Source organism: Wolbachia endosymbiont of Armadillidium arcangelii, from assembly GCF_040207875.1.
Lineage (GTDB): Bacteria > Pseudomonadota > Alphaproteobacteria > Rickettsiales > Anaplasmataceae > Wolbachia.
The window spans coordinates 915,857-941,304 of sequence record NZ_CP157942.1 but is presented as its reverse complement, the minus strand read 5'-3'; the positions used below and the strand labels follow the sequence as shown (position 1 = coordinate 941,304).

General features: G+C 35.4%; 17 protein-coding genes and 5 pseudogenes. 15 read left to right on the top strand and 7 right to left on the bottom strand.

Translation table 11 applies throughout. The features are described 5' to 3' along the window. Positions 1–83 precede the first annotated feature (83 nt). On the top strand, positions 84–1,361 hold the full coding sequence (locus ABLO99_RS04685) for an IS4-like element ISWpi18 family transposase (protein ID WP_349966866.1): 1,278 nt from the start codon (positions 84–86) through the stop codon (positions 1,359–1,361). Between the two features lie 192 nt (positions 1,362–1,553). Here the strand turns inward: ABLO99_RS04685 and ABLO99_RS04680 are convergent. Beyond that, a pseudogene (locus tag ABLO99_RS04680) lies at positions 1,554–2,781 on the bottom strand (DUF4815 domain-containing protein); the annotation flags it as partial. A 6-nt stretch (positions 2,782–2,787) separates the two neighbouring features. Next, the gene (locus ABLO99_RS04675) at positions 2,788–3,471 is read right to left on the bottom strand and encodes a hypothetical protein (RefSeq protein ID WP_349966932.1); all 684 of its coding nucleotides are present in this window, start codon (positions 3,469–3,471) and stop codon (positions 2,788–2,790) included. Positions 3,472–3,642: 171 nt separating this feature from the next. On the opposite strand from ABLO99_RS04675, the gene ABLO99_RS04670 reads away from it, so the two are divergent. Continuing rightward, positions 3,643–4,893 carry a hypothetical protein gene (locus ABLO99_RS04670; protein WP_349966930.1) on the top strand — a complete coding sequence of 417 codons (1,251 nt, stop codon included), beginning with the start codon at positions 3,643–3,645 and terminating at the stop codon, positions 4,891–4,893. After that, complete coding sequence (locus ABLO99_RS04665) at positions 4,838–5,947, top strand: hypothetical protein (RefSeq protein ID WP_349966928.1); 1,110 nt, start codon at positions 4,838–4,840, stop codon at positions 5,945–5,947. The genes ABLO99_RS04670 and ABLO99_RS04665 overlap by 56 nt, the downstream gene beginning before the upstream one ends. Positions 5,948–6,086: 139 nt before the next feature. Here the strand turns inward: ABLO99_RS04665 and ABLO99_RS04660 are convergent, their stop codons facing one another. The 5 genes from ABLO99_RS04660 to ABLO99_RS04640 are packed head-to-tail and all read right to left on the bottom strand — an operon-like array spanning position 6,087 to position 10,414. Beyond that, positions 6,087–7,619 (bottom strand): AAA family ATPase, encoded by a 1,533-nt coding sequence (locus tag ABLO99_RS04660; protein WP_349966926.1) that lies wholly within the window; start codon positions 7,617–7,619, stop codon positions 6,087–6,089. A 36-nt stretch (positions 7,620–7,655) separates the two neighbouring features. Then, positions 7,656–8,171 (bottom strand): hypothetical protein, encoded by a 516-nt coding sequence (locus tag ABLO99_RS04655; protein ID WP_349966925.1) that lies wholly within the window; start codon positions 8,169–8,171, stop codon positions 7,656–7,658. A 32-nt stretch (positions 8,172–8,203) separates the two neighbouring features. Next, the gene (locus ABLO99_RS04650) at positions 8,204–9,007 is read right to left on the bottom strand and encodes an AAA family ATPase (RefSeq protein ID WP_250294784.1); all 804 of its coding nucleotides are present in this window, start codon (positions 9,005–9,007) and stop codon (positions 8,204–8,206) included. 22 nt (positions 9,008–9,029) lie between these two features. Continuing rightward, positions 9,030–9,842, bottom strand: a complete 813-nt coding sequence (locus tag ABLO99_RS04645; RefSeq protein ID WP_349966923.1) for an ATP-binding protein — start codon at positions 9,840–9,842, stop codon at positions 9,030–9,032. 56 nt (positions 9,843–9,898) lie between these two features. Further along, positions 9,899–10,414, bottom strand: a complete 516-nt coding sequence (locus ABLO99_RS04640; protein ID WP_349966921.1) for a sigma-70 family RNA polymerase sigma factor — start codon at positions 10,412–10,414, stop codon at positions 9,899–9,901. Between the two features lie 216 nt (positions 10,415–10,630). Here ABLO99_RS04640 and ABLO99_RS04635 point away from each other — a divergent pair. The 12 genes and pseudogenes from ABLO99_RS04635 (at position 10,631) to ABLO99_RS04580 (ending at position 25,408) form a co-directional block, all read left to right on the top strand. Further along, a pseudogene (locus tag ABLO99_RS04635) lies at positions 10,631–12,695 on the top strand (AAA family ATPase). 2,226 nt (positions 12,696–14,921) lie between these two features. After that, positions 14,922–15,383, top strand: coding sequence for a crossover junction endodeoxyribonuclease RuvC (locus ABLO99_RS04630; protein ID WP_047759131.1), 462 nt, complete (start codon positions 14,922–14,924; stop codon positions 15,381–15,383). 103 nt (positions 15,384–15,486) lie between these two features. Continuing rightward, a pseudogene (locus ABLO99_RS04625) lies at positions 15,487–16,763 on the top strand (DNA modification methylase). A gap of 133 nt (positions 16,764–16,896) precedes the next feature. Beyond that, positions 16,897–18,834, top strand: coding sequence for a hypothetical protein (locus ABLO99_RS04620; RefSeq protein ID WP_349966919.1), 1,938 nt, complete (start codon positions 16,897–16,899; stop codon positions 18,832–18,834). 180 nt (positions 18,835–19,014) lie between these two features. Continuing rightward, the gene (locus ABLO99_RS04615) at positions 19,015–19,497 is read left to right on the top strand and encodes a hypothetical protein (protein WP_349966917.1); all 483 of its coding nucleotides are present in this window, start codon (positions 19,015–19,017) and stop codon (positions 19,495–19,497) included. Positions 19,498–19,516: 19 nt separating this feature from the next. Continuing rightward, positions 19,517–20,960 (top strand): annotated as a pseudogene (locus ABLO99_RS04610) (ankyrin repeat domain-containing protein). After that, positions 20,957–21,187 (top strand): hypothetical protein, encoded by a 231-nt coding sequence (locus ABLO99_RS04605; protein ID WP_349966915.1) that lies wholly within the window; start codon positions 20,957–20,959, stop codon positions 21,185–21,187. Before ABLO99_RS04610 ends, ABLO99_RS04605 begins: the two are co-directional and overlap by 4 nt. Continuing rightward, the gene (locus ABLO99_RS04600; protein ID WP_349966913.1) at positions 21,147–21,902 is read left to right on the top strand and encodes a phage terminase large subunit family protein; all 756 of its coding nucleotides are present in this window, start codon (positions 21,147–21,149) and stop codon (positions 21,900–21,902) included. The genes ABLO99_RS04605 and ABLO99_RS04600 overlap by 41 nt, the downstream gene beginning before the upstream one ends. Beyond that, positions 21,872–22,748: pseudogene (locus tag ABLO99_RS04595) on the top strand (terminase gpA endonuclease subunit). The gene ABLO99_RS04600 and the pseudogene ABLO99_RS04595 overlap by 31 nt, the downstream one beginning before the upstream one ends. A gap of 3 nt (positions 22,749–22,751) precedes the next feature. Beyond that, on the top strand, positions 22,752–22,976 hold the full coding sequence (locus tag ABLO99_RS04590) for a gpW family head-tail joining protein (RefSeq protein WP_047759662.1): 225 nt from the start codon (positions 22,752–22,754) through the stop codon (positions 22,974–22,976). Further along, positions 22,977–24,374, top strand: coding sequence for a phage portal protein (locus ABLO99_RS04585; protein ID WP_349966911.1), 1,398 nt, complete (start codon positions 22,977–22,979; stop codon positions 24,372–24,374). It begins immediately after the preceding gene. Continuing rightward, entirely contained in the window at positions 24,374–25,408 is a 1,035-nt protein-coding gene (locus tag ABLO99_RS04580) for a S49 family peptidase (RefSeq protein WP_047759660.1), read from the top strand. Before ABLO99_RS04585 ends, ABLO99_RS04580 begins: the two co-directional genes overlap by 1 nt. The last annotated feature ends 40 nt before the right edge of the window (positions 25,409–25,448 follow it).

Below are 25,448 nucleotides of genomic sequence, written 5' to 3'. Positions count from 1 at the left end.
GGAAAGTGATGGACTGTATTGTAAAATCAGGTAAGATCCACAAATTAAAAGAAGTAATGACATGAGTAAAAAAAAGAATAATCATGTTTATAAAAAATAAATTGATGAGTTTAAACTTTATAAACGCACACAGAGCATCCTCAAAAGACTTCTCACGAAAAAGAAAGCTGCCCTTCATTAATGTATTTCTCCTGATTTTTAGAAAGAGTGTAAAGTCATTACAAGTAATGCTTAATGAGTTTGTTCTGCATACAAGAAAAGATTACACAATTACGGCAAGTGCATTTACTCAAGCAAGAAAGAAGCTAAAGCATACTGCGTTTTCAGAGTTAAATGATGATATAGTTTCCCTATACTACCAAGATCAGGAATTTAAAACCCACCATGGCTTCAGAGTACTTGCATTTGATGCTTCAATACTGATTCTGCCAAAGAGCGACAAAATAATAGGCGAGTTTGGCTCAAGAGCAGTATGGAATGGAATCCAGAGATTTGAAGACTATACAAGTGCAACCTTTGAAGTTTGCTACGATGTGCTAAATAATATTGCAATAAAATCTGTGCTAAGTAGAGGTGACAGCTATGAGGTTGATTTAGCGATCGGTATGCTTGAATCCATAAAATCAGACGATTTGTTAATCTGTGATAGAGGATACGTATCTTATCGATTTCTTGCTGAGCTTACAGGAAGGAAAATCAATTATATAATTCGCTGTCCAAGTTCGTCTTTCAATGAAATAAACGCTATGTTTAAGCCGGAAAGCCCATCTAGTATGGTGGTAGTGTCTACCGCACCTATTAAAGTAGCAAGACAGCTACGAAAGCTAGGATTACCTGATGAGATGAAATTCAGGTTAGTCAAAATAATACTTTCTTCTGGAGAAGTTGAAGTGTTAGTAACATCTCTGTTAGATGAGCAAAGTTTTACAGTCGAAGAGTTTGAGAGATTATATTACTTGCGCTGGGGAGTAGAAACATTTTTTTCTAGGCTGAAGGGAAGATTAAATTTAGAGAATTTCACAGGAAAAAGTATTGAAACTATCAAGCAGGATTTTTGGTCAACTATCTTCATCAGTAATCTAGAAAGTATCATGATAGAAGATGATGAAGAGACGTTGAGCGCACAGAATAGTAAACTAAAAAAAAGCATCAATAAATCTGTCTCATTTAATGCGATTAAAAACTTAGCCTTTGATATTTTTTCTACAGAGTCAGACATAGACTGCATTATGGATCGACTATCACAGTTATTTTTGATGAACACTTTAGTGGTAAGAAAAGGGAGAAGAGTTGATCGTCATAAGATATCTGATATTCGTTCACTCAACTACCAGAAAAGAGCTAGAAAACATGTGTTTTAAATTCAAGATATCTTTTCAGTATCATTGCATTAGTACATTCTTTGCAAAATAACCTGCAATTATTACTTTTTTAAATAACTTGCACTTTTCAGACTCTCTTTTCTTAAAAATTCACCCTAGTATTTACCATAATTATCAATCACTTCAAATTTTTTGTCCAATCTTAACTTCTCTTTCCCTTAACTTAATGGCAGTGATTCCTTTTATTCTCCTTACTACCCCTTTTGCGTCTATGGTGATTAAATCATAACGGGGCATTTTCCAGGTGTAATCAACTAAAACCAAGCTATTGTCAACTGCTCCCCTTACTTTACATCCCTGTTCATTTACATCTTCAGGGCTTACATGAGTGCGAAAGCGGTAGGTTATTTGATAACTACTCCCAGGTGCTGGTTCCTTTCCCGGTAATGACCAATCAACATTTCCTCCACTGAGCTTGTAATCTGTACTATTTTCATAAATAACGTCTCCTTGCTTTATCTGAATAATCTCAAGTACCGCAGAGTCAGGTATCGGATCAATAGCTCCAGAGTATGAACCATGAGTAACGGCAAATGTTTTTTGAACAGTTATATCTACTTTCTTGATTTCACTGATTGGAAAATCATTAACCTTCAGTTCCATTACTCTTTGGCTATTTGGCTGAAAAGTATGTGGTTCTGATTCAACTGATTTTATATCCGGATCTTCATCAAAAGAAACACGAATACTGTGAGGAAGTTCAATCTCATAGCCATCAACATGAGCTTTGCCCTCATTAATCACAAATATTTTTTTTCCTCCTTCTCCCTCTTCCTTTTGCAGGAACATTACTTCAAGACCATTTACGACGTAGGAACCATTTGCTTCTTTGTCATAACTAGCAAGAGCAGTAGTTACTATGTTTGCTTGTGGAGGTGGTGAATGTTCTATTAATACTCCATTTTCAATGTTATAGATTGGATAAAACTCTCCTTCAGAAAAACGTGGAGAAAGACCTTCTGCTTGATAACCCCAAATGGTGGAAACTTTAAGCCTTGCAGCTCCTACTTCCTGATAGTTTCTTGTACCAACAGCAGGATCACGAAGGTTTTCATCCTCAAGTTCTGTAATCGTAGATTCTACATAATAAACACCTATGCGAACTGTGGTACTCAGTGGAATAACAAATTCTTCTTTTTCAACTTTTCTAACTGCACCGCGCAGATAGATTTTTCCTCCCTCAAGTGTAGCTTTACCAGTTTTTGCATCTATAATACAATTGCTTCCCGTTATAACATCACCATCACGAAATATTGCATCACCTATGCCTTTAAGCTTAGAAAGAGCATACTCCTGAGTCTCATTTAATTCTGCAGACTGTAGACCTCTTCCTGCAAGGAACAAACTTTTCGTACTCTTTGTCAGGATTAAAGCGGTTATAATAGGCGTTTAAAGTCATTTTATTCTAAAAGGTTACAACAAACGAAAAAGTTTCCCGGGTTGCAGCAGTTCTGATAAGTGGTACGGTATGCTCTAAAACTAACAAAATTCCCGGATCTTCTATATCTTGTGGTTCAAAATATCTCTGTCCTATAGGTAATTCTTCTTTTACTTTAGTACCAACCATAACCCCTAATTCCCGTATCACTTGATTTGCTGCGTCCGTGAAATCGAAAGTGAATTTAAGGTACAAGTTATTAGTTGGTACATTTAAGGGCCTAAACCTTCCAGAAGGAGTTATAAGTTCGCCATTTTCATCACCTGTGCAGAATAGCACTTCATCCGCAGTACGTCTGCCAAGTTCATTCAAGAGCTTTATAGAATTTATAGGTTCAGGTGGTGTGCTTTCAGTATACTCTACAGTAACTTTATCACTTACTGGAATAGAGCTATTTTCCGTACGTTTTATTAGACCAGTACTACTATCAACTGTATAGTCAACACTTGGCTGATAAGTTGTTTGTCCGATAAAAACTTTTACGTCTTTAATGGGATGGTGATCTAGGGCTATTTCATCCTCAACAAAAACTTTTTCGACTTGATGACTACTTTCCCAATTGGCATCACCACTGCCCCAAGCAAGATGTATTGGTTGCTCTTTTATGCTTGCTGCTATTGCTGCTCTTCCTGACTCTGTGAGTATTGACATTTCCCTTTTTACGCAGACCTATTACTTAATATATACATTTTTCATTGTTGTATGTTTAAGTGAAAGAAAAATATTTTTATCGATTTGTTTTCTTAAATCTTTGTTATAATTTTTACCGTTGACTAGTTTTTGAATTATGTTAAATGTAGCGTATTATATTATACATAATATATGGTTAATCTTTATCCTAGTAGAGAATTCTGGGAGAGTAGTTTGGAAATGCCAGTAGATCATTGGCTGCCTAGCTTTCAAGATGAAGAAATACGTAAAAATTGGCTTAATTCTCTTTCAGGTAGACAACTAAATGTTATTTTTCAGTATTCCTTTACACATAAGCAAAATGGCCAATTATTTGAATTTCAGAAACATGACGATATTTCAGTTCAAGAACAACGCAAAATTCTTATAGGTTGCTCAGACTCTTTGTTCAGCTATTATCTACTTAGCCACTTCAACCATTCTAAACTTGAGTCTGCTGTTGTTGAAGTAGCAAGGTCTGTTTTGACTGAAGAGTTGATCACAAACTTTCTATGTAAAAATAACAAACATGATAAAAAATCCTTAATTTTTGTTTTATTCCATAGTGACCCAGAATTAATCAAATGTGTTTACCATTTTGATAAAGTACAAAAGAGAGGATTTTCATCTTTTGCTTTACAGAACTCTCCAAGGCAGATGAAAACTCCATTTAAAAACTTTATATCAAAAGAAGTTACTTACCGATTACTAAAAGAATACGATGCTGAAAAAGATGATGGCTTTGAAACTCAACTACAAGGTTTTTTCTATCATCAAAATCGTATATATGTGTTTATACGTCGAGCTAGCGATAAGGACTTACTTTTTAATTCAAATCGTATTATCCATGGATATAGACCAAGTTGGATTATTCTGGATTTTTCATTGCACGGTAATCAAGTAAACCTGTGTGCTAAGAATTTTAATGAAAGCCTAAAAATAGCAAATAGTATCGTAAGTAATTATTTTGAATGTGAATGCTTATTTATCGACATGCAAGACCAGAATTGTACACTTCTTGTTGCAACATTCTTGAAATCTTCCATAGAAGGTACTGATCCTAATATTTGTCTATTTGAGGTAAAGTTTCGTTCGACTCAGCTCAAGAAAGACACGTACTTAGTTGTAGTCACCAATCCAGTTAACTCAATTGCTCGGGAATTACAAATGCTAAAACTAACAATCGAGCAAGATAATTCACTTGTTGAATCTATTCGTATTGTATTTCAAGAGAAGAAAGTGACTCTGTTCTTTAAAAGGAATCAACATTATACTACTATTTATTACTCAGAGCACATACTCAATAAAAACGAGCGAGAAGATTTTAAATCATTAATGAAAGAGACCTATGGACTTACAATTCTCCCAAAAGCAAGCTGTTGCAGATATTCTGAGATCTCATGACTCCTGGATTGATCCTAGTAAAGCTTATTTAGAAACTGCATTGTGGTTGTCTGGCCTTGGTTTTATTAAATTAAAAGAAGTTGATTTTGTTATTTGCTCTCGTGAAGAAGATCATCTAGATTGGCCTCACGTATTTTACCCAGATTGTAATAATGAAATTCCTATTAGTCGAGATTTTGATGAAGAGTGTGATGACATGCTTTGTGAAGATTGTTGTCGCTATATTTTACCCAATACTCATCAAAAGCAACGATTTCACCTACTATCAACCAATCTTAACCTAGAAAAAATTGCACATTGGTTTGAGAGTCTATTGAACAACTCAAAGTTCATCTGGCAAAAAGCAACAGAAGGAGTTTACCACGTAAGTAGCCAAGGTAGCATCGTAAGCCTAATTATTCTCGACCTTTGCACTGATGCAGTACATTTCACCATAGATAAACTTAGAATTCAGCCCACTACCCTTATTACCGTAAGAGAAAATGTACCAAACTTGCCACTTGTTTTGCCTATCGTAAAAATGTCTGATCTTTTTTGTGAGAATAAGAGTTTACATGAAATAATTCTTGAAGCAGCTATACCAGAGTTAATTGCTAATGTTTCTACGCAAATCTTTCCCATTATTTCACTAAAGGAAGTTAAACCTAAATTACCAAAAAAGGTTCTACAACTAAAGTTTTCGCATGGTGTGGTTTACGTCAATGACATCGAAGTAGTAAATAAACGAGCTACGTTGTGTGTTAGTATTTTTCGCGTTTTATTCAAACAATTCCTTAATGATTTTGAAAATGATGTACCGTTAGAGAAACATATACCCCTTAGCATTGAAAAAATAGCAGACCGTTTAACTTTTCATTCAGAAATCACAGATTTAGAACAACAAATAAGATATCCTCTGAATAAAATGCAAAGAACGATAAAAGAAAAACTAGCCAATCAATTGGGATTAAGCATTAAACGTGATGATGTTATTCAAACCATTGGTTGGCCAGAATTAACTTGTAAAGAACACGGTTATCGTCTTAATCCCTTTACTCTTATGTTAAAAAGGTAAATTTCTGCTTCACCTCTTGTATTTCCTTTTATAATTTTATTTCCACAGCTACTTCAGATTTGATGGCATATTTTTATTCTCTATGAGCTTTAGCCTTCCTACAACGACAAAGCTTTTTGAAACCCTATTCTTTTGCATACTAAATACCGCAAACTTGTGAATACCAACTGCCATTAACCTTACTGATAAACTTTGTTGGCAAGGACTGACCATTTTTTGACTCAAACATCAACTGGCGAATATTTTCCTCTTCGATTGGTTTTAACATGAGCATACCAGAAGTATAAACATTTCTTAAACTGCTTGCACCACTTAAACTTTGAAAAGGATTTTCCTTAGGAAGCTTTTTATTAACATTGTGAGTTAAGATAACTCCTGCACTTGGATTAATTGTAGAACGTAACTTTTCGACTTTTTCCTGCAAAAAGGAATACATAACATTGTTGTCATTTTCATTTCTATAGTTAAAGACATTGCGTAAAGAGTCAATAACGATAACATCTACCTCTGCTGGGTTGAAAAATTGTTTTACGGTATTATAAACTTTACTCTCGTCAAGTAGTAAATTAGTATCAGATGTAATAGCAAAGTTATTGGCAACTAAGTCCAAAAGTTTGCTGTCAATCTTAAGTTGTTGTAGTCTCTCACGCATATAGTGATAGCCAACATCAGTTTGTAGATAAAAGATTTTTAGAGGTTTTACTGGTACCATATCAAAAAATGGAACACCTGCTGACATATTAGCGAGCCAAGAAATCAAAAAATCAGTTTTTCCCACTTTAGGAGTACCACCAAATACTAATAATCCACCTGGTATTAAGATTCTTGGGGAAATTATATCTTTTGGTATTGGTGACTTATCGTTTAAATACTGCTTTACAGAAAAAGCTGAGATGTTTTCTTTAACTACTGGATTGGCTGATATTAACAGCCGGTTTATATCTATTTCTTCTGCAATAGCATCAAGAGCACTCCATCCACTCTTTTTACCTTCTGGAATGTTGAAAATAGAGTACTTTAGATTACTCAGCTTATTAGCTATTTTTTCAGCATACTGCTTACCTACTTCATTATTGTCTGGCCAAATGATGATCTGCTTTCCATTGAGAGGTGAAAAGTCTGTCTGATCAATTGAGTCAAACATTACTGTTGTTGCTGTGATACCATGATTTGTTAATTTTTCAGCACATTTTTCGCCTTTTACTATTACTACTCTGTCTGATTTTATGATTTCAGGAATGTTGAAAAGAGGCCTTGAATCACTACTGCGCGTTTTAGTATTCCAAGCATAATAACTGTTATCATTATAAAGATAGACATAAATAATGTCTTTGCCGTTTTCATCACGGTAAATGAATCTTTCAGCATTGAGCCATTTTGATATTAAGCCAATAACGTCAAAAAGTTTAGTTTTACCAGTAACAAATGCCCAAAGACTGATGATATCTCCACTTTTACCGGTAACTAGGCTAGACCAATTTCCTGCCTTCATGTCGACTACGATTTGGTCCTTTTGTAGATCAGCAATACAAAACTTCTTTTTATAGAATCTTCCATTAGGAAAAAGATGAGAAATGCATGCTTTAATATTATGAAGTAGCAGTGATCTAATTCCTAAAACATCTTCAGAATCTTTCCACAAAAAGTTTTCTGTAATACTCCAAAAATCCATATATCCCCCATATTTATTTTTTTACTTTTAAATTTTTTAATTCCAATTAACTGTTGCCTTCATAAAACTCGCGTAACTACCATATTCTGGAGTAATCACTGAGATGATCTTATTTTTTTCACCATATCCACTAGTTTCCGTACCAATCTTAACTAAACATTCCAGGCCATTTAGTTCTGAAATGGATTTAATTTTACGGGCAAGATTTGCTTCTTCTCGATCATCATGAGGATAGATATTGCGAGCTGACTCCAAAATACTCCTGATCATCGAACGACCCATTTCTCCCCAAATATCTTCTCCGTTTTCGTTTAATTTACTACCTTGAATACCAAAAATTTGATAGATCTTACGTTTTGAGTATGGTCCTTCTACTACAGTAAATTCGAGATTTAAGTAAATGCTGCCAGTATTTTTACTTTTCGTGAGTAAGCCATTTGGTTCATGACCTCCAGGACAAATTTTAACCAATACTTTTGCTATGGTACCCGCTGGTATTAAGCTACTCCTTGGTTTCGCAGTATTAAAATCAGTTAAAAAATCTGTTAGCATATTGTTCCCTATAAATTAAGTAAAAAAAAGAATCAACTCCATTGGTCTACAAGCTGCCAATGACCATTTATCTTATCAACAAGCTTACTTGCCACACGTTCACCATTACGCAGTTCAAATACTATCTGACGTACAGTACTTTCATCATCTTGAGAAAACATCACCATGCCAGTACTATAAAATCCCCTCAAAGAACCAGCTCCGCTTAAACCCTGAAATGGATCTTCTTCCAGCATCTTTTTTGATAATTTTTTTGTATGATGAGTGAGTACAATGCAAGCATCTGGATTGACAGCACTGCGTAGCTTTTCAAGAGTCTTTTGCAGAAAAAACAGCATAGCACTGTTATCATTTTCATTTCCATACTCACTGCTAAAGATGTTACGCAATGGATCTATGGCCAAAACATCAGGTTTAAAGCGTTCTTTCACGATTTCCTTGATTTCACTTATTTCATCATGATTAAATGATAAATGCACTTTTGGCGTAATGATTAAGTTGTTAGCAGCTACATTCAAAAGTTCGTTATCAAGTTGAAGTTGTTGCAACCGTTCTTTCATATATTCATATTCAATTTCAGTTTGCATGTAGAAGATCTTCAAAGGTCTACTCGGCGTCATGCCAAGAAACGAAACTCCAGCAGCCATGTGGACAAGCCAAGAGATCAAAAAGTCACTTTTGCCGATTTTAGGTGGGCCACCCAGTACCAACAAACCTCTTTTAGTTAGAATTCTAGGGGAAATTATGTCCTCTGGTATTGGCGTTTGATCACTTAAATACTCCTTTACGCTGAAAAAGGGGATTTTTTGACCGATATTGAAAAAGCTTTGTTCCATATCACTCCTTTTAAAATTAAATTTAGGCAACAGAAGCCAAGGTTTTGGCTTTAATTTTCGCAAGTAATTTACCTAAATGCGGTTCTTCAACCATATTCAGGCAGCCACTGCGATCTTTAGCGGGATATCCCCAAGAGTTAATAGTCTGACAGACAAATGAGCGAACCTCTGTGCCATCATCTTTCTTGATTCCAACCATGCTAATTACTTCATCAACTATCCCAGGAATTTCACTAGCAGTTTTAGCACCTTCACATTGAGGTAGCCATGTTGAACGATTACAGTCATCGAGATATTGACCTAGTGTGCCAACTATGATGATGTCTTTATCTCTGATGTGTTGAAATTGATTGAGCCAAGCCATCATTTCTTGAGCAAGCATTCCGTAAGCAGCTCTCATGTCTTGCTTTCCACTTCTTTCAGAAAAAGCTTCAGGTTGCATTTTTGCCCATAATAGACATAAACGTGAAGCAACAGTTATACTATCTACAAAGATGCATCGGTATTTAGAAACTTCAGAAAGAAGATCTTTATACTTGCCAGATACATGTTCATGGTGTCTTTGGCTGTATGCTTGATCAGATTTTAGTGCAGGGTTTGGCCCACCAATAAGACAAGCAATATCTCTGGCCTCATTCCAAGTGCGCATATTGATAGAATCCCCTTTCCAGTCTTGTACAGCTAAAAGTCCTGCTTCAAAATCAAGACAAAGTGTTGGTTCATTCAAAGTTTTAAGCAGACTGGTTTTGCCGATTCCATAAGGTCCAAAGATTACTACCTTTACACCTGTTACTATTTTTACCCTTTCTTTGCTGTTTATTATTTTTAAAGTCATATATCGCGGCCCTCCTATAAGAGTTATACTAGAACTGTTACTTGTTGTTTGATTTGCTAAAAAAAATTTTTTATGTGCCGTCTTATTCGTTGCAAAGTGTTATAAACTGTTGTGCGTGGTATTCCATTTATTTCAGCTATTTCTGGAACACTGAAAAATTCCAGTTGTCTGCATAGTACTTGCCATTCTTGGGGTAGTGTTGAGATAACATCGTTCACATCAATACGAGTTGTGATTTCAGTGATAAAACGACATCTATCATCAACTACTTCATGTAGATCATCAGGATCAACATAGAATATACCTTGTCTGCCACCACGTTTTTTACAGAGTTGCTTATTGATTAAATTAATAGCTCTACACTTAACAAGTTGACATACAAAGGTAGAAAAAGAGCTTCTACTTTCGTCATATTTCTCAATAGCAGGCCAAATCATACAGAAAAGTTCTTGCTCAATATCTTCAAGACTGTCATGCGCAAAACACTTTAAGTTCTTTATACATTTTGCGTAATGTCTAACGTACTTGACAATTATGGGATCAATTCCTGAGTAAGAATTCTTTGATTTCATTAAAGCTCCTTGAATAATTAACTATCAAGGATGACCTTTATAGACGGTTAATTGCAGGTTCGGAGAAATTTAAATAATTGCGATACGATTTTAACCTATTGATATTCGCTTGCTTTTTTTTGAGAATAGTTGCGGTAGCATTTAAAATAATGTTGATGTAAACATTAGCCTTCAAAACTTGAATAACTCTTATGTAAGGTTGTTTATGGTTTTATTATGAATATCGATTCTAAATCTTTAAATGATAAAGCAGAACTATTGCTTAACATAAGATCTTGCCTTTTTTACCTTTTACCAAGAGGAACTTTCCGTGGAGATAAGTTTTACGTAGGTGATGTGCATGGTAATAAAGGAAAAAGTCTGGTAGTAGAATTAAGTGGCAGTAGAGCTGGGTTATGGAATGATTTTGCAACTGGAGAAGGTGGTGACATTATCGACCTTTGGGCAGCTGTGCATAGAAAGAATGCAAGGACAGAGTTTCCTGAGGTAATAGCTTCAATAAGTGAATGGCTCGGAAATAATAAAAAATACAGAGAGAAACAATATGTTGATGAAGACTTCGAGAAATTTATTACCCACAGTTGGAATTATTATGATGAAAATGGCCAGGTCATTGTAAAAGTTTACCGTTCTGATCCTCCTGGAAAGAAAAAAGTATACAAGCCTTTTGATGTCAAACAATCTAAGTTTGCAGCACCAGAGATAAGGCCACTCTACAACATTCCAGAAATCTTAAAGTCTGATAAAGTTATTCTGGTTGAAGGAGAAAAATGTGCAGAAGCGCTGATAGAACAAGGAATTGTAGCTACAACAACAATGTCAGGAGCAAATGCACCTATTGAGAAGACAGATTGGACTCCACTTAAAGGTAAACACGTTGTTATATGGCCAGATAATGATGAAGCAGGTAAACGATATGCTGAAAATGCTGCAAAAAAGCTTTTAGAGATCGGAGTTGCATCACTTGTTATTCTTAATATTCCACAAAATAAAACAAAAGGCTGGGATGCTGCTGATTGTGTGTTAGAAGGAATAAGAGCTTCTGAGTTTATTGAAAGGAGGTTAAAAAAATGATAAACTCAATATTTTAGATTGGAATCTCAGCCGTTATTTAGGTGAAGTACCAACACAAAAGTTCCTAGTTGAAGGGTTATTTCCTTTAGGCGTTACTTCAATAGTAGCTGCTATGGGAGATACAGGCAAAGGAATGCTACTACTTGATTTAGCTCTCAAAGTTGCAAGTGATAAGGATCAGATGTGTGGCTTTGGTTCACTTGTTACTGAACATGGATCAGTAGTGATTTTTTCAGCAGAAGATGATGCAGGTGAGGTACACCGCCGCTTAGAACGACTTGACCCTAAATGTGAAAGATTAAAATATAAAGACAAACTATTTATTGTACCACTGCCAAACGTTAGAGGATCACTTACAATACTCAGAAATGTTCGTGGTAAAATCGTCGAAGTTTCTCCTGAATTCGAATCCATAATGAAACAGCTCGAGGAAATTAAAGATCTGAAATTGATAGTATTTGATCCACTTGCTTCATTTATCCATGCAGATATAAATGCTGATCCTGCTGTAGGGGATTATCTAATGTGCTTATTATCTGATTTAGCATGTAGTACTGGAGCTTCGATAATTACTGCTCATCACATGAGAAAGCCAAAAGGAGAAAAACCAATATTAACTGCTGAACAAGCACGCGATGCAATTAGAGGTACCTCTGCTCTTGTTAATGGTGTTAGATGCTCATACGCTTTTTGGCCAATAGAAAATACAGCTAGGCTAGAAATCTTTAAGGCAGTAGGAGAAACACCAAGACAGAATGCTTTATTTCATGGGGCAGTTGTGAAGGCCAATGGGTTAGCTGATCGCACTGTAAGAACTTATCTAAGAAATCAGGAAACAGGTCTACTAGAAGATATAACAATACAACTAACAGTTAAAAATGCTAGTGAAAAAGACCTTAAAATATGTCTTATCGATGCAGTTACACGATCTGCTGCTTCAGGGCATCCATTTACTCACACAGGAAGCACAGGAGTATATAAGCAACGACATAGACTACCTGAAGTTTTTCACAGCATGGGAAGGGATAGACTAGAGCGTATGGTACAGGAACTTTTGCAGGTAAAGCAGTTAGTTAAAGTGATGTCTACAGGTTCAAGAGAGGATAAGTGGCTTGACATTCCAACTGGACCATTTGCTTGTGGTATAGGAAAATTCACTCTTGGAGCTGAAGATTTTAGCTATAGGGAAAATTTAATGTTAGGATAAGTCTTTTTTTATGGGTAAAAATATTTTAGAGTTTACCCAGTTTTCTCTATTGCCCTTTCAATCTATATAGCTACTATCAATTTACATCCACTCAACTAAAACTTAGCACTTAAGAAATAGCACCATCAATGATTGTATTACATTCCTAATTCCTAGGTTCCTAAATCAGTAATTAGAAATCAGGAATCTAAATTCTGCGTGAGAGCTAGCTTTTTTACCTACGTTCCTAAAAGCGTTCCTAGAAATCACATGTCTAAAGTCAGCCAGTGAGGCGGATTCTAGCTTCCTAAAACCCTTATATATTATATATATATAATAGTAATAAATAATAACAGTAATAATAAATATAAAATATATTGGATAAATAGAAATAAAGAAGACCTAGAGAGATTACCACAAAACATTACTTAAATTTAATGAAAAAAATACAACTTTGAGACAATTGCATTTAGTGCGGATTTAAAGTGATTACACGACTCCAGGGTACAATTTACTACTAAGACCTAAGTTACTTATGTAAGGTAGCTTAAAACTCGATTATGAGGCATTTCTAAATTATCTTTTACCTTAAATTTTTACTTACTACAAAAAACCCTCTTTCATTTTATCATGTTTTTTATTCGTTGTAAAATATTTTTTCAAAATAATAAGCTAGATGAACTGCAAAGTAGTTGTCAACTGATGTTTGAATTACGTATGCTATTCCATCAAAATATAAATCAATAACTGCTGGCATATCAGAGGCTTATAAATAAAGATTATGGCCAAAAGTTAGATGCAGAACGTTCGCGTAGGTATTCTACAATTAATTTATACGGAAGGGACGTCTATATACAATAAATTCGTTCTGTCAGGCATTTGAGAATAAAGCAGGTCTTGGTAGTCAACATTCGATCCGTGAACGTATTGATACTTTAGCTACAAAAGGCTATGTAAAATTTAATAGAGAAGGTAAAAATGGAGCAAGAACTAGATATGGTGTGCTTTGTGTTGCAGGCATGGAAAAGAAAAGTACGGTATTTGATCATCAACTGAATAAAGAAGTGACAATTTATGAAAGGATTTTACCGACCGACTATAAATCACTGGAGAATGGTAGCATCTTACCAGTTGAAAATCCGAATACTTGGGTTCATCATAGCATCTGCAATTAATAAAGTTTTCATAGAAACTATGAGTTACTTCAGTCTTCGGATTTGCTCAGTTTGTCTTCAGAATTTGCTTAGTCTATGCAGACTGAATTTAGTGAAGGCAAAAGAAATGCGAGATTTTCAATAACTTAGAGGGATTGTCGAATTTTACAGCCGCAGACTGAATAATAGGGGAAAAAGCCAGGATTATAGAGGGTTTTGTTCGACTTTCAGTTTTCAGAATAACTCCTATTATTATATAATAATATAGTAGTATGACTTTAAAACATACTACTCTGTTCGTTTCTCTTTTACTTACAATAATAAGCTATGGAAAGCTCTCTTTCAAAGTTATCTGATAAAAGAAATGAAAGACAAATGGCCTGTAATTGCGTTTTAAGACGATTCTATGATCTGAGATACCACCCTGACCTAACTAACGCTTGTAACACCCTTTAAAACTCGAATAAAAGGCACTCCAAACAATTCTATTGTTGTAAAACAAACTTACGCGTAAGTTTAACGTCATTTTTATTCATTGTAAAGAAAAAATTTGTATGAAGGTCTTATTTAGAAAACTCACTTTGCAATAGCTTTACTTCTACCATAAGTTTAACAGGCTTCAGAAGGCTCTTACTCTCATCTTTTTTTTATGCTGATAAAACTCAAATAAACACTGAGTTTGGTCAGGTCTCCGTGGAATACTCAATAGCCTCTTGGTATCTGATAGCAAAAAAAAGAAGTGTAATCTGAGGTGAGCTTTTGGTGAATTGAGAAATTTTCAATTCTTTCAAACGACTTATTGTTTTTTCAAATCTAGCTCATATCAACTTTTTGGAAGAAATAACTTAACTAAAACAAAAAATTTTAGTGCAAATCAAATTTCTGACCTCATTTCTAGTATATATCTGTTAAGAGGTGGTTGAAAGAGCTACTATAACGTAGACAACCTCGACCCACATACTTCTTAGGGGTAGCACATGATTCTTGGATTTCCGTTGTTGGCCAATAAAAAAACTATAAACCGCTTTTTGATAGTACATTTTGACAGAACCAAACGATATTTAGTGCTACTTATAGTTTTAAATAATAGCAAATGCTAACACTAGACCTCGGCAAACAAACAGGCTGGGCTATTCTCAAAGACGGAGTAATTCAAAGTGGCAGTGAAAACTTTCATGGTAGCCGTTTCAGTGGAGGTGGCATGCATTTTTTGAGTTTTCGCAATTGGCTTAATTCCTTGGAGCATAAGTTCACTGCGGTTTATTTTGAAGAAGTAAGAAGACATCTTGGAACTGATGCAGCGCATTGCTACGGTGGTTTCCTTGCCGTTCTCTCTGCTTGGTGTGAGGAGAACAATATTCCCTACCAAGGTGTTAATGTTAAAACTATCAAACGCTTTATAGCTGGTAATGGTAATGCAAGCAAAAATGAAGTTATTGAAGCGATACGTGAAAAAGGTTTTTCACCTCGAGATGATAACGAAGCAGATGCTTTGGCATTAATGTTCTACGTTAATAATTTTAGTAAAGATTTTAATATGCTAGATAGCACATAGGAAGTGGGTCCTTTCGGCCAGGCTGGCGGGTTTGGTGGGTTCGACCCCAGGCCTTCTCTAGCGTCAGATATATTTTGAATATTAACTTTTTAATTATTAAGATATGAATTTAGCAATCCACTACTATCCTACTCGAAACCTAGTTGAATATGAGCGTAACCCACGTAAAAATGACGATGTGGTCAACAGAATGTGTGCTTCTATTCGAGAATTTGGCTTTCGTATTCCAATAGTTGCAAAAAGCGATGGCACTGTGGTTGATGGTCATTTAAGACTTAAAGCAGCAAGAAAACTTGGTATGGAGAGTATTCCAGTGGTTTTAAGTGATAATTTAAACGAACCACAAACTAAAGCTTTTCGATTACTGGCAAATCAATCAGCTAATTGGGCAAAGTGGGATGATGAGCTTTTGAAAGTAGAAATTCAAGAGTTAGAAGATTTACAGTTTGATCTTAAAATGACAGGATTTGAATTAGAAAAAGTTCAACATTTCCTTGATGATTTAGATAGTGAAAAAGAAGATCTTTCTGACTTAGCTATTGATGACAAAAAAGTAACAAAACCAGGTGATCTTTGGATTTTAGGTGATCATCGAATCTATTGTGGTGATAGCTCTGTAGTTGAATCATATAAAGCGCTGTTAGATGATAAAATGGCAGATATTACTGTGTGTGATCCTCCATATAATGTTGATTATGGTAGCAGTCAGGAGAGAGAAGATAAAAAAATATTAAATGATAATCAAGGTGAAAAGTACGAACTTTTTCTCTACGACATCTGTTCCAATATTTTAGCATATACGAAGGGAGCAATTTACATCTGCATATCATCATCAGAGTTTTCAACGTTGCAAAAAGCATTTGAGGAGGCAGGAGGAAAATGGTCAACATTTATCATTTGGGCAAAGAATCACTTTACGCTAGGCAGATCAGATTATCAAAGACAATACGAAGCAATGCTCTACGGTTGGAAAAGCGGTAATAAACGTGAGTGGCATGGCGGTAGAAATCAAAGCGATCTGTGGTTTTATGATAAGCCAACACACAATACACTACATCCAATGATGAAGCCAGTAGAGCTAATGGAGAGAGCAATAGTAAACAGCAGCAGACCAGGAGACATAGTACTTGATCCATTTAGCGGTTCTGGAAGTACACTGATTGCATGTGAGAGAACAGAAAGAATTTGCAGAACAATAGAGCTAATTAGCGGCTCTGGAAGTACACTGATTGCATGTGAGAGAACAGGAAGAATTTGCAGAACAATAGAGCTAAATTTGTAGATGTAACCATAAAACGTTGGCAAGTGTACACAGGTAGGGAAGCAATTCTTTCTGGTGCTGGTAAAACTTTTTCAGAGATTCAAGAAGAAAAACAGTAAGAAAAAAGTGGAAAAGATAACGCAAACAGAAATTTAGTAAGCCTTGGTAGTTGTAATATTAATTTACTGGTATATACCGTATTTTAATGAGTTTAGCGTAACAAATAACTTTGGATTAAATGTGGTGTACTCAATGAATCAAGAAAAGACGTTAGCTGGAGTAGTAACGTCGCAAACAAATAATGAAGCATCGTTTTCTGAAGAAGTAGAAAATAATGTTTCAAATTCTACACTATCTGTTAAGGAGAGAATTGAATTGTTTGAAAAAGGTACGAAGCAAACACCTATTATTAAGGAGAAACATATGAAGCAAACTTGCGGTAGTCACGATCTGAAGCAGTGCAACACTGAATACAAAGCAGCTTTTTCAAATGTGATTAGTAATGGTAGTGATGGCAGTATTACACTAGGAATGGACGAGGCAGGTGCTGATCAATTTGATGCACTTTCAGTGTTGGATAAGAGTGAAGATACAGAGGATGAATTTAATGCAGTTTGTGAGGCAAATGGAATAGAATATAACCGTCCGTATTCTCTTGATCAGTTTGAGGCAGCATCCAACACATCTTCCAACCCCAAAATAGACAATACAAAAGAAATGCAAAAAGAGGAAGAGGATAAAGAATTAGGAGATAAACCAAAGCCGTTACCTAGGAATGGAATGTTAGAGAAGGACAATATTAGAAATGTAGCTCCACCTTCACCTAGAACAGCAGAAAATCATCGGTTGAGTATTATTCAGAATATTGCACCACCAAAGCTACCACATTCTTCTTTCCAATTAAATGGAGAAAAATGTGATGAGCAAGAAGCTATAGGAGAACCTATGTATGCAACTATAGACAAAAATAAAAAATTCTCGAAAAGAGGTTTAGATGGTGAAATAAACGATCAAAGTCCGGAGATGGAAAAGTCAAATTCTGAAGAAACATCAATTAAGAAAGGATCAGAAGATATAATTGGTGAACCTGTAGATCTGAATACAAAATTTTTAAAAAAGAGTTTGGAAGGAAGTGATAGTGGAATAGACAATAGAAGTGCAGAGATGACAAGATCAAATTCTCAAGTAACAGAAATGAGTGAGTCTTGTGGCAATCAAGGATGGGAGAATATGTCATTAAATCATGATAGTCCAGTTACACTTTCAACTAGCTCATCAGAAAAAAGTGATAATGAAGAAACCCCGTTAATTAAAAAAGAAAAGAAAACAAATAGAATTTTGCCAAGAGTAAAATATGCAGTGCAGCAGAAGGAATTTATAATTTTCGGTATAGCTGCTGTTGCACTTAGCGTTTCTGCAGCTTTGGTATATTTACAGGATAAAGCACAATTTATTGCATTTTTTGCAAACAGTGTCATCTATGTAACTATACCAATTCTAGCTGTTGCATTATTGGTTGCAATTAGTCCGATATTTTGTGGAATAAAGCAATTTAGAGATACTGAAGAGTGTCAAATAGGGAGAAAGAATGCGAATGAAACTTTGAATCAGGTGCGAGAGTATCAATCAAAAGATAAAGTAATAAAATCAGTCAAACTGGAATACGGCAATGGTACTCATTCGCATTTTACACTTAACGCTTGGGAGGGTAAGAACAACTTCATTAATATTGACGACAAAGTCATTAGTAGAAGAAATAAAGTAGAATCAGTAATCAAAGATAGGCCATTATTTACAGCATTATTAAGCAGTTTGGTTGCTGCAAATATAGTATTGCCTTTATTACTGTATGTAGAAGGTGGTATTAATAGTGTACAGAAGTTTTACCAGAACGCTTTGATTAATAACGTAGGGTTATCACTACTTATAGGCTCGAGTATACTTGCACTATCAGTGATATTCCTTGGAGTACATTACTACAGAAAAACAAATTGCACAAATCTTGTATATTGTGAGGAAAGAATTGAACCAGAAAAAGTTAATGGAAAGTTCATTGAGGAAATAAAGGAAGCAAGGACAAAAGTGCTTGAAGAAAACCATAGTAAAGATGCCAAATGCAGCAGTTTAACGCTAGAGCAAGTAGTGGTTGAATCTCATAACTACAAAGATGCAATTTATAGTATTAGTTGAAAATGGCCAAATTTCACTATGTAAAAAGAAAGCAGCTATAAACCGGAGTACTTCGCTCTATATTAGTAAAATATCTCTAAGACGCCGGCAAGTATAAACAGGTAGGAAATTGCTGATACTGGCAAAACCTTTTCAGAGATTCAAGAAAATTCGTAGAAACAAGAGAGAGGAGAAAAAAAAGTGAAAATCACACAAACAGAATGGGCAAGAGAGATAGGAGTATCAAAGCAATATGTCTGTTATTTAGTAAAAAAAGGAATAGTTGAGTTGGAGGATGGTTTGATCAATAGAGAACAAGCAAATGAAGCGGTGGCAGCAATAAGAGATCCAAGTCAGCCACTTAGGAGGAAAAATCCAGAAAACGAAAATACAAATAACCTTTCTACAATGTTGCTAAAAACTAGAATAAAAAATGAAATGGAGCGAGGAAGGTTGCTAGAAGCAAAGGCAAAAGCTGAAATAGGAGAACTTGTAGCAGTAGAGGAAGTAAAAAGTGAGGCATTTAACGTAGCAAGAGTTGTACGTAATAATTTGCTTAATGTTCCAAATAGAGTTTCAGCACTGCTTGCATCACTGAGTGACACTGAAAAAATTCACGAGACGCTAACTGAAGAGATTACAAACTCATTACAAGAATTATCTAATACTAAATTTCAAATATAAAAAAGATTTTGAATACAAAATGGCTGATAACTTAAGTTTAGAGTTAATAAAGTGTTTAATCAATCAACCTGGATTAGATGTTAATGTCAGAGGGTTAAACGGAAAAACTCCACTGCATTGCGCTATAGAGTTTAAGCATGGTAAATTTGTTACTCACGAAGAAGAACATTAATCCTTTTGTGGAAGATAATGAAGGTTCTTGATTACGCCAAAGAAGGGAAAAAAGCAGAAATATTACAAGCACTAATTAATAACAAGTACGGGTCAGAACAAGATAGCTTACTTCATTTAGCTGCAATGATAGGTGAAATTAATGCAGTGAGATATTTGATCAGAAAAGGTATTGACGTTAATGTACGAAATGCTTTGCATCATACGCCATTACATCTAGCAGCAGGCATAGGACATGGAAATGTTGTCAAAATTTTAGTAAAAGAAGGAAACGCTGAAATTGATGTCTTTGATGCACGAACCAATGCACTATGCAGTTAATAATAAAAAGTTGGAGATAGTAAAGTTACTGCTGAAGCTTGGAGCAGATGTGAATAGTGCACGCATGGGACAAAACTCAATACCTGTTCATATAGCTGTAAGTAATACTAATTACGATGAAAGAGACTTATGTCTTGATATCCTCAAATGCTTAATAAAGGAGCCTAATGCTCAAGTCAATTTGCAAGACTATGAAAATAGAACACCACTACATTACGCTGAAAGACTTAAAACAATAGAGGTCTTACTAACGCGAGAAGATATAGATCCTCTGGTAAAAGACGATAGCGGCAAGACACCATTTGATTACGCTAAACCTGAGATAAAGAAGGCTTTAATGAGTAATAAATACGGTTCTAAAAAGAATAGTCTACTCCATTTAGCTGCACAAAAAGGAGTTGTAGATACAATTTTAAAAGAAGAAATCGATATTGATATTGTAAATAATAAAGGTCTATCACCGATTTACCTTGCTGCAGAAAAAGGACATTTACATGCAGTAAAATTACTACTGAAAAAAGGAGCAAATTATACACCTGTTTTGCACTTAGCAATCAAATCAAATAATTTGGAGTTACTTAAAGTTTTATTTACTGAAAAAAAATGGGTCATTGCTCTGCAGAGATACCGTTGTTAATTTTCCAACCATTCATAATAAATATATAGCACAGAGAGAAATAGCAGATAAAAGGATGAAAAAGCATAATAATATTATCTGCATCTATATTACAGTCAGCGCAATAGCAGTAGCAGTATATATAGGGTTAATAACAACAACAATAAGCAATGCGATCATTTTTGCAACAATAACAGGGGTATTTGCGCTTGTTATAGCAATAATCATAAGTGAGATGAGCAAAAGATATATAGAAAACGAATTTCAGAAAAAGATGTTTATGGAACTGGAGGAGTGTAGTTCTACTGTTAATGATTTTGAGATAGAACCAATTATGAGTAGATGCAGACAATGATATACGCAACATCTTTTTCTGAAGGTTTAAGACCAGATCCGCAACTTAAAGTATCAGAGTGGGCAAATGAATATCGAGTTTTAGCGCCAACTGCAGCATCAGAGCCAGGTAAATGGAGAACAGAGAGAACGCCATATCTTAAAGAAATCATGATCTCCATCCTCGCCAGCAGAAAAAGTAGTATTCATGAAAGGAGCGCAGATTGGAGGAACAGAAGCAGGAAATAATTGGATAGGCTATATCATAGATCAAACACCAGGTCCAATGTTAGTTGTGCAGCCAACAGTTGAAATGGGAAAACGTTGGTCAAAGGGAAGATTTGCACCACTGATTGAAAGTACACCATGTTTAAAAAGTAAAGTAAAAGACCCAAGGTCAAGAGACTCAGGCAATACTGTACAAAGTAAGGAATTTCCAGGTGGAATAGTAGTAATAACTGGAGCAAATAGCAGTGTGGGACTTCGCTCTATGCCAGTAAAGTATCTCTTTCTTGATGAGATAGATGCATATCCAGGAGATTCAGGAGGAGAAGGAGATCCAGTACTACTCAGTATTGCACGAACTAATACATTTGCACGGCGAAAGATTTTTTTAGTATCAACACCAACGATTCATGGAATAAGCAGAATTGAGAAAGAATTTGAAGCAACAGATAAGAGATATTTTTTTGTACCATGTCCGCATTGTAATTACTATCAAGTTCTAAAGTGGTCACAAATAAAATGGGAAGATAAAAATCCAAATACAGCACACTATATATGTATAGAATGTGGTAAAAAGATAGAAAATCATCAAAAAACAGAGATGCTTGAGCGTGGAGAATGGAGGCCTACTAATAGAGTAAAAGGTGAGAAAAAAGGATTTCATCTTTCAAGTCCAGTTGGCTGGTATAGTTGGACTCAAGCAGTAGAATGCATGCAAAAGAAAGTGAACAATTACTAAAAGTTTGGATAAATACCACACTTGGAGAAACCTGGGTAGATAAAGGAGAAGTACCAGACTGGAAGCAATTATTTAACAGGAGAGAATTTTTTCAGATTGGCACAGTACCAAAAGGCGAAGTAATCCTCACAGCAGGAGTAGGTGTCCAAAAAGATCGTCTAGAGGTGGAAGTTGTAGCATGGGGAAAAAGTCGTGAAAGTTGGTCAATAGACTACCGAGTATTTGAAGGAGATACAGGAGGTGGAGAAGTATGGGGAAAACTCTCTGAGCTCTTAAATCATCATTTTATCGGTAAAAATGGGCTTGAATACATGATAAGCATGATGGCAGTAGATGCAGGGTATGCAACACAGGAAGTTTACAATTGGGTAAGAGGTCATCAAGGCTCTGGAAGAGTAATGGCAGTGAAAGGTGTAAATAAAGCCCTAGTGCCACTTAGCAGCCCAAGTAGAGTAAGTTGGAGGGCAAAAGCTGAAAAGAGGAATAAAGCTCTGGCCAGTAGGAGTATCGATATTAAAGTCAGAGCTTTTTCAATTACTTAATGTTTTAAAAGAAGGTGAAGAAGCTCCAGCAGGATATTGTCACTTTCCGGAGTATGCACCTGAATATTTTAAACAGCTAACAGCAGAGCAATTAGTCAGCAAGGTAGTAAAAGGATACACTAAACAAGAGTGGCAAAAGGTAAGAGAAAGAAATGAAGTACTAGATTGCCGAATTTATGCAAGAGCAGCATCGATAGCACTGGGAATAGACAGATGGCCAGAGAGTAAATGGAATAGTTTAAGTGAAAAACCGGAAAGTAAAAAATCAAAGAAAATAGTCAAAAGCAAATGGATCAGCAAGTAATAAATGTATAACGAAGATTATTTAATTCAAGTCGAAGAAGCGATAAAGAAGCTGCAAAACGGAGAGCGAGTAGTATCAATTGCATATGGTGATCATGTGGTAAGATATGCAGAAGTAGATATAAATGATTTACTAAACTTAAGACAACGAATTAAAGCTGAGCTAAAGATTGCTGGAGTGGAGCCAAAGAGGAAAATTATTTTTTTAACGAGTAAAGGAATTTTATAAATGCTACTAAAAACCTTCAAACAATTATTCAACAAGCCAAAAATCAAAAGTTCAGCCTGGGATGCAGCAGGCTCAGGAAGAAGATTTTTTCACTTTCAACCAGAGTTAGGAAGTATAAACAATTTGCTGTCTCAAAGCCTTGAAACTTTACGTAGTAGATCACGTGATATGGTGAGAAAAAATCCTTACGCTGCAAATATAATTGATACGATAGTAAGTAACTCTATTGGAACAGGAATAAAACCACAATCAAAAGCAAGAGATGGAGAATTTCGAAAGAAGGTGCAAGAATTATGGCTAAGATGGACAGATGAAGCAGACAGTAGTGGAGTAAGTGATTTTTATGGATTACAAGCTCTAGTATGCAGAAGTATGATAGAGGGAGGAGAATGTTTTGTACGTTTAAGAACGAGAAAGCTGGAAGATAGATTTTCTGTACCACTACAACTGCAAGTACTTGAGTCTGAACATTTAGACAATAAAACAAATCAAACTTTAGCAAATGGTAATGTAATAAGAAACGGGATTGAGTTTAACAAGCTTGGGCAAAGAGAAGCATATTACTTATTTAGAGAACATCCAGGCGAAGGCTCATTTGGAGAATCAGTAAGAGTACCAGCAAATGATGTTTTACATATTTATAGACCACTAAGACCTGGGCAAATTAGAGGAGAGCCATGGCTTTCGAGTATACTGCTAAAGCTCTATGAACTTGATCAATATGATGATGCAGAATTAGTACGAAAAAAGACTGCAGCAATGTTTGCGGGATTTATTACGAGACTTGATCCAGAAGCAAATATCATGGGAGAAGGTGAAGCAAGTGAGCAAGGAGTAGCACTATCTGGCCTGGAACCTGGAACAATGCAGCTTTTAGACCCAGGAGAGGACATAAAATTTTCAGAGCCATCAGATGTTGGAGGAAGTTATATGAGACAGCAACTGAGGGCAATAGCAATAGGTAAAGGAATAACATATGAGCAACTAACAGGAGATTTAACCGGCGTTAATTATTCATCCATTCGAGCAGGGCTGATAGAGTTTCGCAGAAGGTGTGCAATGTTACAGCATAACGTGATAGTGTTCCAGTTTTGTAGACCTATTTGGAATAGATGGCTAGAGTTAGCAGTACTTTCTGGAGAACTCTGTATAGATGAAAAAGTAGTAAAAGCAGCGAAAGAAGAAGTAAAATGGATACCACAGGGATTTGATTGGGTGGATCCACTGAAAGACCAGCAATCGCAGCAAATGGCAGTAAGGAATGGATTTAAGAGTCGATCGGAAGTAGTATCAGAAATGGGTTACGATGTTGAAGAAATAGATCAAGAAATAGCAGAAGATCAAAAACGTGCAAATAGTCTCAACTTAATGTTTGACTCTGATTGTAAAGGATTATGATGCTCTTAGGAAAACCATTAATGCTTGAACCAAGGAGTTTTGAGCTATTGTCACTAAACAATCAAAAACATCCCACGTTTAAAAACATAAAGTACTCCATCAAAAGTAACGTAGAAAGAACTGCAATTATAGCAATACATGGAATCTTGACTAAAAAACCAGGTGCGTTTGATGAAATGCTCGGGATGACATCATATGAGCAAATAGAAGAACAAATCAAACAAGCATTAGCAGATAGTAGCATAGAGACAATTATGCTGGAAATAGATAGCCCCGGAGGAGAGGTAAACGGTATATTTGACCTAGCTGACTTTATTTATGAATCAAGAGCAAAAAAGAGGATAATAGCGATAGCAAATGATGATGCATACTCTGCTGCATATGCTATAGCTTCAAGCGCTGAGAAGGTATTTGTGAGCAGAACTTCTGGTGTTGGCAGTATTGGAGTAATAGCAAGTCATATAGATCAAAGTAGATTTGATGAAAAGCAAGGTATTAAGTACACCACAATCTTTGCTGGTAGTCGAAAGAATGATTTAAACCCACATGAGCCAATGACGTCTGAAAGTCTGGGAAGCTTACAAAAAGAAGTAGACCGACTATATGAAATGTTTTTGCAGCTAATAGCAAGGAACAGAGGTCTTTCAATTGAAAAGATTCGATCAACAGAGGCAGGGCTATATTTTGGGGAGAAAGCAGTAGAAATAGGCCTTGCAGACGGAATGACAATTCTTTCATCTATTAATAAAAACAGGAGTATTACTATGAATGAACAAACTACAAATGACCTAGAAACTGATAATTTAACCAAGTATCGTACTGAAGTTCTTGAATTAATACGTTTATGTAATTTATCGAAGATGCCAGAAAAGATAGGAGAATTTATTGAGCAAAGTGTAAGTGTTGAGCAAGCTAGGGAAGTTTTAATGGAATTACTTGCAGAGAGAACAAAAAAGACAGAGATACTGAGTGCAATACCACAGAATTCAGGAGAAGAATTGATGATGCAGGTAGCGAAAAGTCGTAGGAGTTAAAGTATTTTTATAACCGCCGTATATAGCATTGATAAAAGCG